Raw genomic sequence first — 13479 nt, forward strand, 5'->3', positions numbered from 1 at the left:
CCCGCCGACCGGCCCGGCAACCTGGCTGGCATGCTCGCGAGCATGCAGATCCGGACCGCGACCGCCGGGGACTGGCCCGGCATCTGGCCCTTCCTGCGCGAGATCGTCTCCGCCGGGGACACCTACACCTGGCCCCGAGACGTCGACGAGACCCGCGCCCGCGACATGTGGCTGGTCCCCCTACCCGGGCGCACCGTCGTCGCCGTCGACGACGACGGCACCGTGCTCGCCTCGGCGAAGATGACCCCCAACCAGCTCGGCCCCGGCGACCACGTGGCCAACGCCAGCTTCATGGTCGCCCCGGCCGCCGCCGGACGGGGAATAGGCCGGGCCCTCGGCGCGTACGTGCTGGACCTGGCCCGCGCCGACGGCTACCACGCGATGCAGTTCAACGCCGTGGTCGCCACCAACACCCGCGCCGTGGGGCTGTGGCGCTCGCTCGGCTTCGACGTGGTCGGCCGCATCCCCGACGGCTTCCGCCACCCCACCCAAGGCCACGTCGACCTGCTCGTCATGTACCAACGCCTCTGAGCCGCCCGCAGCGACCCCCGCCACCCCGGATAACCTGGGCCGGTGATGCTGCCCCTGCCCACCGGCGACTTCCAGGCGTACCTGTTCGACTGCGACGGCACCATCGTCGACTCCATGCCCCAGCACTACACCGCCTGGCGGCAGGCGCTCGACGAGTGGGAGTGCGCCTTCCCCGAGGAGCTGTTCTACGCCTGGGCCGGCCGCCCCACGCTCGACATCGTCGCCGCCCTCAACCAGCAGCAGGGCCTCAACATGCCGGTGGAGACCGTCGTCGCCCGCCGCGAGGAGCACTACCAGCGGCTGCTGCCCACCGCCGCCGGCATCCCCGGGGTGCTGCACCACATCGAGGACGCGCACGGACGCATCCCCTTCGCCGTGGTCTCCGGCAGCACCCGGGAAGCCGTCACCGCCTCCCTCGGCGCGCTCGGCATCCTCGACCGGTTCGACGTGCTGGTCTGCGCCGGCGACTACACCCGCCCCAAACCCGACCCGGAGCCGTTCCTGCGCGCCGCCGAGCTGCTCGGCGTACCGCCGCACGCCTGCCTGGTCTTCGAGGACGCCGACCTGGGCATCGAGGCCGCCGTCGCCGCCGGCATGGCAGCGGTACGCGTGCCCCAGCCCCGCCAGGGCGACTGACCCGCCGAAAAACCGCGCCCGTCTGTCGGTGCCCGGGCCTATGCTGCGCTCGACCGACGACGGAAGGCGACGCAGTGGCACCTACCGGCACGACGCTGACCGGATCTCCGGCGCTGACCGGCACCGAAGCGCTCACCCTGCGGATGACCAGCCTGCTGCTGAGCCCCACCCCCGCCACCACACCACACACCGTGACCGAGGTCGTCGAGTGGTTCGGCGCCATGCAGGCCCAGGAGATCAACAGCGGCCTGTGGTCGCTGGGCGTACGGTTAACCGGCGCCACCCAGACCGACGTGCACGCCGCGCTGGAGGGCCGGGAGGCCCTGCGGACCTGGCCGATGCGCGGCACCATCCACCTCGTCCCCGCCCGCGACGCCCGCTGGATGCTGGAACTGACCGGCGTACGGGCGCTGGCCGGCGCGGCAGCGCGCCGCGAGTTCCTCGGCCTGACCGAGGCCGAGGCGGACCGCGCCGCCGACGTGCTCGGCACCGCCCTGGCAGGCGGCGGTCGGCTGACCCGCACCGACTGCGTAGCCGCCCTGGTCGCCGCCGGCATCGACGGCGCCGGTCAGCGCGGCTACCACCTGCTCTGGTACGCCAGCCAGCGCGGCGTCACCTGCATCGCCCCCAACATCGGCACCGAGCAGACCTTCGCACTGCTCGACGAGTGGGCGCCCGGCCAGCACCGACCCGACCGCGACGAGGCGCTGGCCACCCTCGCCCTGCGCTACTTCCGCAGCCACGGCCCCACCACCCGGCAGGACTTCGCCGGCTGGACCGGCCTGACCGCCACCGACGCGAAACGCGCCATCGCCGCCGCCGGGGACGACCTGACCACCGTCCAGGTCGACGGCACCGAAGCGGTCCTGCCGCCCGCCCTGCTCGACGCACCCCGCACACCCACGCCCGACGTGCTGACCCTGCCCGGCTTCGACGAGTACCTGCTCGGCTTCAAGGACCGCACGCTGATGCTCGACCCCGCCCACAAACAGGCCATCATCCCCGGCGGCAACGGCGTCTTCCAGGCCACCGTCGTCATCGGCGGCCGGGTCGTCGGCACCTGGAAACGCACCCTGGCCAAGACCCGGGTCACGTTGGCCGTGAAGCCGCTGGTCCCGCTCGACCCGGCACAGCGCACGCAGGTCGAGCAGGCCCTGCACCGCTACGCCGACTTCCTCGCCCTCCCACCCCGCGTGACCTGGCCGGACTAGGCCGGGGCCGCCGCCACGGCGGCGTGCGGCCGACGGTCGCCCTCGCCAGGCCGTTGAAGGCGCTCGACCTCCGTGAAGCCGGCTCGCACCAGCCGCCGCGAGAACTCGTCGAGCGGCCAGCGGTAGGCGGTCAGGACCTTGTGATCGAAGGCCACGACCTCCTCCCCCACGAACAGAGCGGTCACCAACCGGCCGCCCGGGGCCACCACCCGCCGGAACTCGACCAGCACCGCGTCGAGGTCGGGCGGCGGCAGGTGGATCAGCGACCCCCAGGCCAAGATGCCGGTAACGGAATGATCGGCGTCATCGAGCTCCGCCATCGACCCCAGCCGGTACCGTCCGCCCGGGTGAGCCGCCCACGCATGCGCGATGAACTCCGGCACGATGTCGATCCCCGTGGCTTCCACGCCCGACGCGCGCAGGTGATCGGTGAGATGGCCCGGACCGCACCCCAGATCGAGCACCGGGCCGGCGCGGCCCGACAGGTGCCGCCCGATGAAGGCCAGATCGTCGGCGTGCACCTGCGCGCTCGTCCCGAACAGCTCGATGTACCGCTGCGCGACGGACCCGTACGCCTGCCGAACCTGCTCCAGATTCACCCCGCGACGATACGGGGCGTCGGACCCTCCGGAACGTGCACGCGCAGGTACGGGGACAGGGCGTCGAGGAAATCCGGGGGGTCGAAGACGGCATGGGCACCGCGACGACGCTGCGCCGCCACTTCCACCGCACCGTCGGCGTACCACCGGACACCTACCGCCGCACGTTCCGGACCTGACGCCGCCCGGCGGCCTCGCCGAAGGCGGCTGGCGGTGACCTACCGGCAGTTCCGAGCGAACAGACCTCAGGCGCGGGCGAGGTCTCGGCAGGCGGCGGCGATCAGCAGGCCCAGCCCGACGGCCATCAGCGGCAGCCCCAGCCCGAAGGGCAGTTCCGCGACGGAGTTCAGGTTGTCGCGTCGCCCGATGTTCCCGAAGCTGGCCGCCACCACCGCTACGGTCATCACCAGGGTGCCGATCCCGGCAGCCAGCGCGGCCATCGCCGCCTCGACGACGGTCCGAGCCCAACCCCCACCGGTGCTGCGGCTGGCGTACTCCCAACCGGAGTACCACCACTGGTGCCGTGGCGACTGCCGGAACCACGGAAGCAGGTACCCGAAGAGGGTGAGCATCGTCGCGAAGAGCATCACGCCGTCGAGACCGGCGAGCCTGCCGGGGCCGTCGACACCCTTGTCCTGAGTCACCTTCGGGATGCTAGCCACACCTCGCCAGGACCTCGGCGGTCAGAGCAACGAGTCGTCGTAGACGGCAGTCAAAGCACCACCGGCATCGCCGGTGTTCACCACACCGGTCGGCTCGATGAGAATCGCGTGCACCTCTCCGTCGGCGACCGGGCAGTGCTCGACGCCACGAGGCACGACGAACAGCTGTCCCGGCCGCAGGACCACGTCGCCGTCGCGCAACTGGATGGTCAGCTCCCCACTCACCACGAGAAACAGCTCGTCGGTGTCCTCATGCGTGTGCCAGACGAACTCCCCGCGCACCTTGACGACCTTGACCTCGTAGTCGTTCAGCCGGGCCACCACCTTCGGTGACCAGTGCTCAGAGAAGCGGGACAACTTGTCAGCGATGTCAACAGCCTCATGCGCCACGCCCACCATCCTGACATGGACGAACTCGCCTCACTGATGTCGTCACGATCGGCCTGATCGCGCATTCTTCCTAGGGGTGGGACCAGTCAGCCCCGTCATGTCGGGTCGGGTGCGTAGAACTTCGTGGTGGCCTGCACTGCGGCCGTGACGTGCTCCGGTTCACCACCGGCGGCCAGGTGAGCCTCGCCCCAGGCCGCGGCGCTACGCCGGATGAACTCGCGCCCTTCGGGCGACTTCTGGACCGCTTCGTGGTCGGCGGCGTCGCCACCGGCCAACAGTCGGGCAAGGGCGAGGAGAGCCAGGTCCCAACCCACGCCGCCGGCACCGGGGCCGTACGTCGGGAAGAGGGGCTCCTCGACGACCGCTGCGTGGATCAGCGCGAATTCGGTGTCGCCGGTCGGGCCCGGGGCCAGGCGTACCTCCACCTCGCTCGTGCCGGGCCAGGCGTCTGCGTCCGGCCCGTAGAGCCAGGACACCCGGAGCAGGCGCGGTGGTTCGCACCGGAGGATCTCGCCGTGCTCACCACCGTCCAACTCGAACTTCCCGCCGAGCCGCAGATCCCCGGTGACCGGTCTCAACCAGCGGCGCAGCCGCTCGGGGCTGGTGATGGCGTCCCAGACGTCGTCGATCTGCGCGGCGTATCGCCGCCGCACCTCGACGGTGTACGCGTCACCTGCGGGCAGGCTGCCCTTGCCCATCGTCCGCTGGGCGGCGGCCAGTTCATCCAGTACGTCTCTCATGTCCCGTTCCTTTCGCAGAGGGATCGATCGCGGCCGCACCGGGGCCGGACCCGGCCGGTCGGGTGGAATCCCCACCAGCCGAAGTGCGCGCTGCGCGCCTGCCCCGGGCCAGCTCGGTTCCCAGCGCGTCGAGGCGCTGTTCCCACAACCGGCGAAACCGGTCCAACCACGCGTCGACCTCGCTCAGTGGCGCGGGCTCGACGGCATAGAACCGGCGAGCACCCTCAGCCCGCACCGAGGCGAACCCGCTGTCCCGCAACACCCGCAGATGCTGTGAGACACCCGGCTGGGAGAGCCCGAACTCGGCCCGGATCACGTCCGTGACCGCGCCGGAGGTCTGCTCACCGTCGGCGAGCAGCTCCAGGATGCGCCGGCGTACCGGGTCGCCGAGGATGTCGAAGGCGTGCACGAACAAGGATCATGCCAGTCTTCACTTATATAAGCCAGCGCTGGCACATTCGACTCAGGTCCGGCCTTGGCCACGCCTCGCCCGACCCCGGGTTCGGTGACGCCGAATGGGTTCAGTGCGAGAACGGCTCCAGGCACCCGAATTCGGCAGCCGAGCCGGTGACCTCGACCATGACCCGCTCGGGACGCACGTCCCCGATCACACAGCCCACCTCCGCGAAGCGAACCGCGTACACCGCCCCCGGCGGGGGTTCGTCCTGCCCGATCGGCGCCCGCATGCCGGTGACCTCGATGACCTCCGCCTTGATACCCAGGTCGAGCAGCGCCCGCCGGGTGGACGCCGGGGCGAAGTCCCCCGCCGTGCGTAGCGCTTCGAGCTTGGGCCGGATCCGCGCGGCGAGCTTCTTCCCGGTGCGCTGGTCCGCCTTGGAGAGCTCGTGCCGTCGCTTCCAGCCGTTGTTGTCGCCATAGTGGGGAGGTGCGTCTGCCTGCGGACCGGTCGGCTCCGCCACCACGTCAGGCGACGCCGACGCACTCGTGGGTATCGCCTCCACGTCGCCGGCCCTGGTGCCGGGAGTCGCGCAGCCGAGCGGAAGCAGAACAAGCGAGGCAGCAGCCGCCAACCAACCGATCTTTCCTGCTCGCATCAGTGACCCCCGTCTATCAGATGCCGAGGACGTGATCGTACGACGTGCCCCCGCTTCAGACGCGGCCTCGAAGTCCCGCACGACGTAGCCGTGATGCTGTTGGCCGCCCTCCGGATGCTCGGCGAGATAGTCCCGGAACATGTTGTCGTCTCCGCAGCATTGAGATCCGCGGTGACCACGCACCAGTGCAGGACGCCGTGGACCCCGGAGGCGGGTTCTCATGGCCACGACGCTACGGGTTGTAGTTAACCTTGAAGTCAAGGGTTGTCGGGCCACGTCAGTGCCAGGCACAGGCGATCAACTGTCCGCGGAGTGGGTGTCGGCAAGGGCCTCGCCGAAGAGCCGTCCGGCGAGTTCCATGCAGCGCATCCGGGCAGGAGAGAAGTCATAAGGCATCTTGGTGATCGCCGTCGCGGCACTCATCTCTGTGCCCTCCTCCCCTTTCAGGTCGGCGTCGTAGATCTCGAAGATCTTCTCCTCGGCCGCGTCGAGACCAGCTGCCTCGATGGCCTGATTCAGGGCCATCAGGTGAGCGCATCGCTGTACGGCGAGCTCTTCGACGCGCGGGTCGTCGGGTTCGACGCCGTCGTCGAGGGCGGCCTCGGCCGCCTCAAGACGGTCCTCCTCGGCCCGCAGGTCGGGGTGGGTGGCCAGCACGATGAACGTGCCGGCCTGGATGGCGGCGCCCAGCGGCCCGAAGATCCGTTCTGTGACCAGCAGGGCGTCCAGATCGGAGGGGCGCAACGCGCCCGGGGGCAGGTGGCTGAGCCGGTCCGTGACCAGTTCAGAGAGCAGCCCCAGCGGGCTGCCCACCGCCTGCAGGCGCTGGACAGCCGCGCGCCGACATTTGATGACGGCCTCCTGTGCCGCCAAGTTTTCCTCCAGCCGGCTCAGGACCGACTCGATATCCGGGGCTTGGTCCAGGGCTTCGTCTCCAGCTTCGTCCCGGGCTTCGCCGAAGGCGGCCCGCATGTCGTCCAGGCTGATACCGGCATCAGCCATCTTGCGGATCCACAGCAGGCGGGTCATGTCGTCATAGCCGTAGCGGCGGCGGCCGTCCCCGCCGCGCTCGGGCTCCGGCAGCAGACCGATCTCGTGGTAGTGGCGGATGGCGCGTGGGGTGATCCCGGCGAACGCAGCGGCATCACCGATCTTGACCTGCCGGGGAGGCGTGAGAGAGGGGTACATCGCAGACAGAGCCTTTCGTGCTGTGGTGCCCCGACCTCACCACATGCCGCTACGGCATGTGCAACAACCTGATCCAGGTGCCACCGGAGCCAAGTACTAGACCGGTACGAAGGTGGCGGCCAACACCCGCCAGTCGCCATCCTCACGCACCCAGAGTCGGGTGTAGCGCAGCCGCGCGGACATCACGGCACCGCCCTGAACGGCATCCACCGCAGCGACCATGCGAGTCACCCCGGTCTGACCGTCTTCCTGGACGTCGAGCGACTCCTCCACCAGGCTGGTGATTCGCAGTGCACCGGAGCGGTAGCTCGCCAGGTCGTCTTCCTTCGTGAAGACCGCGCCGTCCGGTCCGGCACCCACGACCTGCGGGTGCAGTAGCGCGTCGAGGGACTCGACATCGGCGGCGCGCTGGGCGGCTTGGAGTCGCCGTTCCGCGGTGAGGAGATCCATCCACCGATCCTCCGCAGCGCGCCGCAACAGGACAAGCGGGTTCGCTCGCGGCAGAAGGATGGGAAGGACTCAGAGTGCTCGGGCCAGCATGATCGCCTGGTCGTCGCGTTCCTTGCCCTGCGCCCGTCGCACCAGGCGGCACACCTCGCGGAGACCGACGGCCTCGATGTACGAACTCAGTTCGTCCGCCGACAGAGAGCACGCCGCCTGAGTAGGTCTCGTCACGAGATCAGTCCGCCCCGCTGACCCGCCTGCGTGTGCGACAGTGATTCATGCCGTTGAGCGAGCATCACCTCAGGACGTCGATCGCCGTGTCCGACATTCAACGGGCGGTCGCGTTCTATGAAGGCAAACTCGGCCTACAGGCATTGCAGTCGGGCCCCAGCGCGAATATCGCCGACGGCAGCCGCGTCTATGGTGCCGGCGGCGTGGCGGCCCTGAATGTGTACCAGTCGGTCACTGCTGGAAAGAGTCCGGCGACACTGGCGACATGGTACGTCGACGACATCGACCGAGTCGTCGGCGAGCTCGTCTCGTCCGGCGTCGATTTCATCCGGTATGACGGCCTCGACCATGACGCCAAGGGAATCACCGCTCGGGCCGGCGGTGGACGCATCGCGTGGTTTCAGGATCCGGACGGCAACACCTTCGCCCTCGAATCCGATGTCTGACCGCTGGGCGTTCACCCTCTTCTGACCGGCGGGGTCCGGCGCCCCATAGCTCCGGATCACCGGCACCACTCCCCGAACCGGCGAGCCAGCATCCACTCGCACTACCTTGCCGCCAGGTACCTTGTCGTGGCAAGGTAGCTTGCATGCAGACCAATCCCAAGCTCGTGGCGTTGCGGCGCGGCCTGCTCGAGCCACTCGTCCTGGCCGCCGTCGAGACCCGGCAGCGGTACGCGGCGGAGATCCTCGCCGCGCTTCAGGAGGCGGGCTTCCCCGCCCAGGAAGGCACGCTCTATCCGCTGCTGAGCAAGCTCCGGCGAGACGGACTCGTCCACCACGAGTGGCACGAGTCGCCGGCCGGACCGCCCCGGAAGTACTTCTCTCTGACAGATGCCGGCAGAGACCAACTCGCCGCGTTCCGCGAGCACTGGGACGAGCTGACCCACATGATCGACACGATCGGACGCTGACCCATGGACGATTCGGTGGTCATCCGCCTTACCGGGCACACTGCGGCCTTTCCCGCCACCCCTGACGCACGCGACGCCCTGCGGCTGTACCTCGACGAGGCGCACCGCGCGCTGCGCGGCGACCCGGACGCCGACGAGATCGTCCGAGATCTCGAGTCCGCGATCGGTGACCGGTTGAGCACCCACACGGGCGACGGCCCGGTGACCAGCGCCCGGATGGCAGCCATCCTGGCCGAGTTCGGGCCGGTGAGCCCGGCACGCCCCGCGCCACCGCCCGCCGAGGGCAGGCCGCGTGGCCGATTCTGGTGCCGGATCAACGAAGGCAAGTGGTTCGGCGGCGTCTGTCTCGGCATCGCGGCGTACGGCGAGTTCCGCGTCGACTGGGTACGCACCGTCGTGCTGCTGCTGACCCTGTTCACCGGCGGACTACTCGCCGTGGCGTACCTGGTCCTGATGCTCGTGCTCCCCGTCGTCCCGACAGTCGCCGAGTATGAGCGCCGACGGGACGCCCCGCGATACCCCTGAGCCGCCGGGCGTCCGCGACGAACTGATCCTCTACCGGCAGAGGTCCCCGAAGCGGTGGAGAAGACCGTGAGCTTCCGGCTCCGCCCCACCCTGTACTGACCGGCACCTCGGCGTACCGGCTATCGGAGGGACCGCCGCCGATGCGCCGTACGCACATGCGGCAGACGGTCAAGGCAGGCAGCGCCCGGCGGCCTCAGTTCCGGGCCGAGCCCGAGGCGTCGGGCGCCCACCAGCGGGCCGTGCCGGGCGGGCCACCCTGCTGCGCCTCGATCGCCCGGATGTGCCGGTACGCGATCCACAGCGGCGGGAACGCCCCGACCGCGAAGGACAGGTCCACCACGGTCCAGAACCACGGGATCTCCCGCAGCGGCCCACAGATCAACGCCAGCGGCACGATCCCGACGCAGGCGATCATGCCGAGTTGCACCACCCAGACGTTTCGCACCGGGTCGCGCAGCGGTCCCCAGAACGCCACCGCGAGCACCAGGTGGGCGAACGCGAGCCAGTCGGTCCCGTATCGCATGAACGGATGGCGCTCGCCGGTCTCGACCAGCCCCACGTGGACCCGCTCGATCCAGCCGACCAGTGCCGGAAGCTGGTCGGCGAAGGGGTCGGCCGCCCGCAGCAGCCAACGCACCTCGATTTCGAGCGGGAACGCGGTCACCCCGCTGAGGAATAGTCCCACCACCACGACCCACAGCCAGCCACGAATTCGCCGTAGACGCGTCTCGATATCCACACCGTCAGGTTAGTGGGGTGCAGGAACGTCGGCGGTGCCGCGGCGAGGCTCAGGCGGCGACCCGGATGCTGAGCTGAACGCCGAGCTGACGGAATCCCAACGCCTGCGCCACCCGGCGCGACGGCTCCGGTCGCGCCCGCCACTGAGGCAGCAGACGGTGGTGCAGAGCGTCCGCGACTGCCGCCGAGGCGACGGCACGAGCCAGCCCTCGCCCACGATGATTCGGGAGAGTGAGGACGCACATGTGGGCCGCAGTCCCCGGCCAGCGACGGTAACCGGCCGCCGCGACTGGGCGGCTCCCGCGACGCACCACGAACGCGCGAGAGGTGATGTCGGCCAACCCGCATTCGTCGGCGTCGTTCACTGGGGCAGCGGACAGAAGCTCGGCCAGGTCGTCATGCCCACCGGAGGCCACCTCCACGGTACCGAGTCCGGCCGGCCGGAACTCGTCCTCGTCGAGATAGGCCAGGCTCGCCGGGCCCAGCACCTCGGCGACCGGCAGGACGGCGCGCAGCCGGTCAAGGTCGGTCAACACCTTCACGGGTACGACGCGCAGCCTCTCCCGTACGGTCCCGGCCCTGCTGTCGGCCGGCACCGTGACGATGCCGGCATCGCCCAGCCCGACGATCCCGATCCAGCCGGGTGGGCAGAGCCGCGATCCGGCCGAGACCGCTATCTCGACGCCGCCGTCAGCGGGGAACGTGATCGGAACGCCGGCCATCTCGTGCCAGACATCCCGAGCCCGGACGAGCAGCGGAACGCGCAACATCACCGCATCCTCACGCCTGGCCCGACGTTCACGCCACCGAGTTCACCACCGGCACGCCGTTCGTACTCCGAGAAGCCTGATCGCGGTCGGCGCGCGGCGATTCCTGATCGACGAGGATGGACCCATGCCCCGCCTTGTCGGCCCCGCTCTGCCCGCAGGCCTCCTCCGCGACACCGGACAGCCCCGCCTCGACGCCGGTGAGGGCATGGTCCTACGGCCGTGGCGCGACACGGACGCCGCCACGGTACGGGCGGCGTTCGCCTGTCCCGCCATTCAACGGTGGCACATGCGCCGAATGGACAGCGACGACGAGGCGCAGGAGTGGATCGCGGACTGGACCCGACAGTGGGCGGACGAGTCCAATGCGAGCTGGGCTGTGACCCGCGGCAGTGATGATCACGTCGTCGGTCAGGTCGGCCTCCGCACGATCCTGCTGTCGCAGGCGTCGGCGGAGCTTTCGTACTGGGTCCTGCCCGCTGCTCGCGGAACAGGTATCGCCGTGGGTGCGGTCCAGGCGCTGACATCGTGGGCGTTCGGCACCCTGCGGATGCACCGGATCTTCCTGGTCCACTCGGTGGCCAACTCGGCGTCGTGTCGGGTCGCGCAGAAGGTCGCCTTCGGCATCGAGGGCACCCTGCGCGGTCACCTGCGGCACGCCGACGGGTGGCACGATGTGCACGTGCATGCGCGACTGCGTACAGACACCGGCACCGTGGGGTAGATCTACCACCACCCCGGCAGCCGGCGTCGTCAGCCGTGAGTCAGTCGAGCCAGCAGATCACCGCATCACCGTCCTTGGCGGCTGCGGCAAAGAAGCTGCGGGCGTCCGGCAGGAAGTGGGCCGCCCACTCCAGCGTGCCGGGACGCTCCCAGATGCCGGGGTAGACCTCCGCCCGGTTCAGCTCCTGCGGGTCGACGCCTCGGACGAGGTCGTCCTCGGTCAGCGTGTCCAGGGTCGAGGCAGCAGCCGCCACCTGGTCCGGGGTCAGATACGAGGGCGGCCCGTAACCCCAGTCGTCTTCCAGGTTGTCCAGGAAGTCGAGCATCTCCTCACTGTCGGGTTCGACATCCGGCGACTCCACGAACTCCTCTGCGCCCAGCACCAGCGGAATCTCGAAGCCCAACCGGTCGAGGAGGAAGTCGAGGCCATGCCACGCCTTGTCGGTGGTGGCCCAACGGTCGGAGTCGTCGTCCCGCGCTGTCCTGGCGATGTCGTAGGCCCAGGCGAGGTCGGCCTTTGCCCGCTCCAGCTCGTCCGGAGAAACCCGCAGCCAGTTGCCGTTCATGCTCACGGCGCCACCCTAGGTGCCGCCTGTGACAGCACCCTCGCGGCGGGACGCAGCCTGAGCGGGACGGGTGGACCCTGCGGTACTTCACCCGGACGCCGACACAGACCGCCGACGCCGCTCCCACAGTCTTCCGGGCCACAGCCCACGAGACGGTACCGGCATTGTGGTGCACCCTGTGTTCCCAGCCGATCATCCCGGGACTCACCTGCCCGCGCGCTCGTCCGACGGGGTGAGACGACCAGCCTGCGGACGACAGGCCGCCGCCGCTCACCGGCGTCGCCGTGTCATCGACCGCCAGGACTGACAGAATCGTGGTCACGGAGCCGATGCACGGGGGCGAGGGGGATCCATGAGCGACTGGAACGAGAAGATCATCGCCGAGTTTCGCGCCAACGGTGGGCAGGTGGGTGGTCAGTTCGCGGGCGCACCGCTGCTGTTGTTGCACACGGTGGGCGCCAAGAGTGGCCAGACGCGCGTGAGCCCGATGATGTACCAGAAGCTGGACGGCGGTTACGCCGTGTTCGCATCCAAGGGCGGGGCTCCCACCAATCCCGACTGGTACCACAACCTGGTCGCGCATCCGCAGGTCCGGGCGGAGATCGGCACGGACACGGTCGGGTTGGTCGCCCGGGTCGCCGAGGGAGACGAACGGGAGCAGATCTGGAGCGCGCAGAAGGCCGCCTACCCGGGCTTCGCCGACTACGAGCGCAAGACCACCCGCCAGATCCCGGTCATCGTCCTGGAGCCTACGCCGTAGGCGGACACGACACCGCTCCTTGACCTCAACCTAAGTTGAGGTGCTTCACTGGCGGCCATGGATCTTGGCGGTACGCGCGTCGCCATCACCGGCGCGGCACGTGACACGGGCAGGCTTCTCGCCGAGGCGTTCGCCGCACGCGGTGCTCAGGTCTTCCTCTCGGCCCGCGACGTGGAGGCGGCACAACGTGTCGCGGAGGCGATCAACCGGCGAGGAGCAGGCCGGGCCGAGGCCTTTCACTGCGACCTCGCCACGCCGGACTCGGTGCGGAGATTCGCCGCTGCCCTGGCCGACCGGACGAGCCACCTCGACGTGCTCGTCAACAACGGTGCCCCCTACATCCACGGTGACGACCTGGCAGACGCCGACGACGACACGATCGAGAGCGTGATGGCCGCCGGCGGGACCGGCACCGTGCTGCTGACCAAGCACCTGTTGCCGCTGCTACGCGCGTCGGCACGGCCCGACGTCGTCAACATGATCTCCGCGTGTGGCGAGGTGGGCCAGCACCGGTCGGGCGCGCATCCCGCGTTCTACGCGGCCAAGCACGCCCACGCCGGATTCGCCGAGATCCTGTCGCACCGACTTCGCCCCGAGGGGATCCGAGTGATCTCCCTGTTCCCACCGGACTTCGTCCAGGACGGGCCCCGGCGGGCGGACAGCGACCTGACCGCACAGTCGGTCGTCGACTGCGTCCTCTTCGCCGTGGCGCAGCCGCGTGACTGTTTCATCCGCGAGTTCCGCTTCGAGCAGGTGACCGGTCCACACTCCTGAAAACCCATCCTTGCTGCCGTGGCCGA

General features: G+C 69.8%; 22 protein-coding genes. 10 read left to right on the forward strand and 12 right to left on the reverse strand.

Annotated features, from left to right (window positions below; genetic code table 11):
- Positions 1 to 42 precede the first annotated feature (42 nt).
- The 3 genes from ABT008_RS26370 to ABT008_RS26380 all read left to right on the forward strand — a co-directional run bounded on the left by ABT008_RS26370 (position 43) and on the right by ABT008_RS26380 (position 2378).
- A complete protein-coding gene (locus tag ABT008_RS26370; protein WP_350699403.1) occupies positions 43 to 531 on the forward strand; it encodes a GNAT family N-acetyltransferase in 489 nt (162 codons plus the stop codon).
- 45 nt (positions 532 to 576) lie between these two features.
- Positions 577 to 1167: an HAD family hydrolase gene (locus ABT008_RS26375; RefSeq protein WP_502890510.1), complete on the forward strand. Its 591-nt coding sequence runs from the start codon at positions 577 to 579 to the stop codon at positions 1165 to 1167.
- Between the two features lie 74 nt (positions 1168 to 1241).
- Entirely contained in the window at positions 1242 to 2378 is a 1137-nt protein-coding gene (locus ABT008_RS26380; protein WP_350699405.1) for a winged helix DNA-binding domain-containing protein, read from the forward strand.
- Here the strand turns inward: ABT008_RS26380 and ABT008_RS26385 are convergent.
- Complete coding sequence (locus ABT008_RS26385; RefSeq protein WP_350699406.1) at positions 2375 to 2977, reverse strand: class I SAM-dependent methyltransferase; 603 nt, start codon at positions 2975 to 2977, stop codon at positions 2375 to 2377. The two genes, ABT008_RS26380 and ABT008_RS26385, sit on opposite strands and share 4 nt — an antisense overlap.
- A gap of 35 nt (positions 2978 to 3012) precedes the next feature.
- On the opposite strand from ABT008_RS26385, the gene ABT008_RS26390 reads away from it, so the two are divergent.
- Entirely contained in the window at positions 3013 to 3156 is a 144-nt protein-coding gene (locus ABT008_RS26390) for a hypothetical protein (protein WP_350699531.1), read from the forward strand.
- A gap of 66 nt (positions 3157 to 3222) precedes the next feature.
- Here the strand turns inward: ABT008_RS26390 and ABT008_RS26395 are convergent, their stop codons facing one another.
- From ABT008_RS26395 to ABT008_RS26430, 8 genes are all read right to left on the reverse strand, one after another.
- Positions 3223 to 3621, reverse strand: coding sequence for a hypothetical protein (locus tag ABT008_RS26395; protein WP_350699408.1), 399 nt, complete (start codon positions 3619 to 3621; stop codon positions 3223 to 3225).
- Positions 3622 to 3660: 39 nt separating this feature from the next.
- Complete coding sequence (locus ABT008_RS26400; RefSeq protein WP_350699410.1) at positions 3661 to 4038, reverse strand: cupin domain-containing protein; 378 nt, start codon at positions 4036 to 4038, stop codon at positions 3661 to 3663.
- A gap of 86 nt (positions 4039 to 4124) precedes the next feature.
- Complete coding sequence (locus ABT008_RS26405; protein ID WP_350699411.1) at positions 4125 to 4769, reverse strand: SRPBCC domain-containing protein; 645 nt, start codon at positions 4767 to 4769, stop codon at positions 4125 to 4127.
- The gene (locus ABT008_RS26410) at positions 4750 to 5178 is read right to left on the reverse strand and encodes an ArsR/SmtB family transcription factor (protein WP_350699413.1); all 429 of its coding nucleotides are present in this window, start codon (positions 5176 to 5178) and stop codon (positions 4750 to 4752) included. Before ABT008_RS26410 ends, ABT008_RS26405 begins: the two co-directional genes overlap by 20 nt.
- A 112-nt stretch (positions 5179 to 5290) precedes the next feature.
- A complete protein-coding gene (locus ABT008_RS26415) occupies positions 5291 to 5965 on the reverse strand; it encodes a hypothetical protein (RefSeq protein ID WP_350699415.1) in 675 nt (224 codons plus the stop codon).
- Positions 5966 to 6121: 156 nt separating this feature from the next.
- Positions 6122 to 7012, reverse strand: a complete 891-nt coding sequence (locus ABT008_RS26420) for a MerR family transcriptional regulator (protein ID WP_350699417.1) — start codon at positions 7010 to 7012, stop codon at positions 6122 to 6124.
- Between the two features lie 96 nt (positions 7013 to 7108).
- A complete protein-coding gene (locus tag ABT008_RS26425) occupies positions 7109 to 7462 on the reverse strand; it encodes a nuclear transport factor 2 family protein (protein WP_350699418.1) in 354 nt (117 codons plus the stop codon).
- Between the two features lie 69 nt (positions 7463 to 7531).
- Positions 7532 to 7687, reverse strand: coding sequence for a hypothetical protein (locus ABT008_RS26430; RefSeq protein ID WP_350699419.1), 156 nt, complete (start codon positions 7685 to 7687; stop codon positions 7532 to 7534).
- Between the two features lie 47 nt (positions 7688 to 7734).
- Here ABT008_RS26430 and ABT008_RS26435 point away from each other — a divergent pair, with 47 nt between their 5' ends.
- From ABT008_RS26435 to ABT008_RS26445, 3 genes are all read left to right on the forward strand, one after another.
- Positions 7735 to 8133 (forward strand): VOC family protein, encoded by a 399-nt coding sequence (locus tag ABT008_RS26435; protein WP_350699420.1) that lies wholly within the window; start codon positions 7735 to 7737, stop codon positions 8131 to 8133.
- Positions 8134 to 8276: 143 nt separating this feature from the next.
- The gene (locus ABT008_RS26440) at positions 8277 to 8600 is read left to right on the forward strand and encodes a PadR family transcriptional regulator (protein ID WP_350699421.1); all 324 of its coding nucleotides are present in this window, start codon (positions 8277 to 8279) and stop codon (positions 8598 to 8600) included.
- 15 nt (positions 8601 to 8615) lie between these two features.
- Entirely contained in the window at positions 8616 to 9125 is a 510-nt protein-coding gene (locus tag ABT008_RS26445; RefSeq protein ID WP_350699423.1) for a PspC domain-containing protein, read from the forward strand.
- 193 nt (positions 9126 to 9318) lie between these two features.
- Here ABT008_RS26445 and ABT008_RS26450 read toward each other — a convergent pair whose 3' ends face one another.
- The gene (locus ABT008_RS26450; protein ID WP_350699425.1) at positions 9319 to 9864 is read right to left on the reverse strand and encodes a hypothetical protein; all 546 of its coding nucleotides are present in this window, start codon (positions 9862 to 9864) and stop codon (positions 9319 to 9321) included.
- A 49-nt stretch (positions 9865 to 9913) separates the two neighbouring features.
- Positions 9914 to 10633, reverse strand: a complete 720-nt coding sequence (locus ABT008_RS26455) for a GNAT family N-acetyltransferase (protein WP_350699426.1) — start codon at positions 10631 to 10633, stop codon at positions 9914 to 9916.
- Between the two features lie 124 nt (positions 10634 to 10757).
- Between ABT008_RS26455 and ABT008_RS26460 the strand changes: the two genes are divergently transcribed.
- Entirely contained in the window at positions 10758 to 11354 is a 597-nt protein-coding gene (locus ABT008_RS26460; protein ID WP_350699427.1) for a GNAT family N-acetyltransferase, read from the forward strand.
- 40 nt (positions 11355 to 11394) lie between these two features.
- Here ABT008_RS26460 and ABT008_RS26465 read toward each other — a convergent pair whose 3' ends face one another.
- Positions 11395 to 11919, reverse strand: coding sequence for a YfbM family protein (locus ABT008_RS26465; RefSeq protein ID WP_350699524.1), 525 nt, complete (start codon positions 11917 to 11919; stop codon positions 11395 to 11397).
- 352 nt (positions 11920 to 12271) lie between these two features.
- Between ABT008_RS26465 and ABT008_RS26470 the strand changes: the two genes are divergently transcribed.
- Positions 12272 to 12679 (forward strand): nitroreductase family deazaflavin-dependent oxidoreductase, encoded by a 408-nt coding sequence (locus ABT008_RS26470; protein ID WP_350699428.1) that lies wholly within the window; start codon positions 12272 to 12274, stop codon positions 12677 to 12679.
- Between the two features lie 57 nt (positions 12680 to 12736).
- Complete coding sequence (locus tag ABT008_RS26475) at positions 12737 to 13453, forward strand: SDR family NAD(P)-dependent oxidoreductase (RefSeq protein WP_350699430.1); 717 nt, start codon at positions 12737 to 12739, stop codon at positions 13451 to 13453.
- Positions 13454 to 13479 lie beyond the last annotated feature (26 nt).

This window comes from Micromonospora sp. NPDC002389 (assembly GCF_040296095.1).
In the GTDB taxonomy this organism is placed as follows: Bacteria; Actinomycetota; Actinomycetes; order Mycobacteriales; family Micromonosporaceae; genus Micromonospora.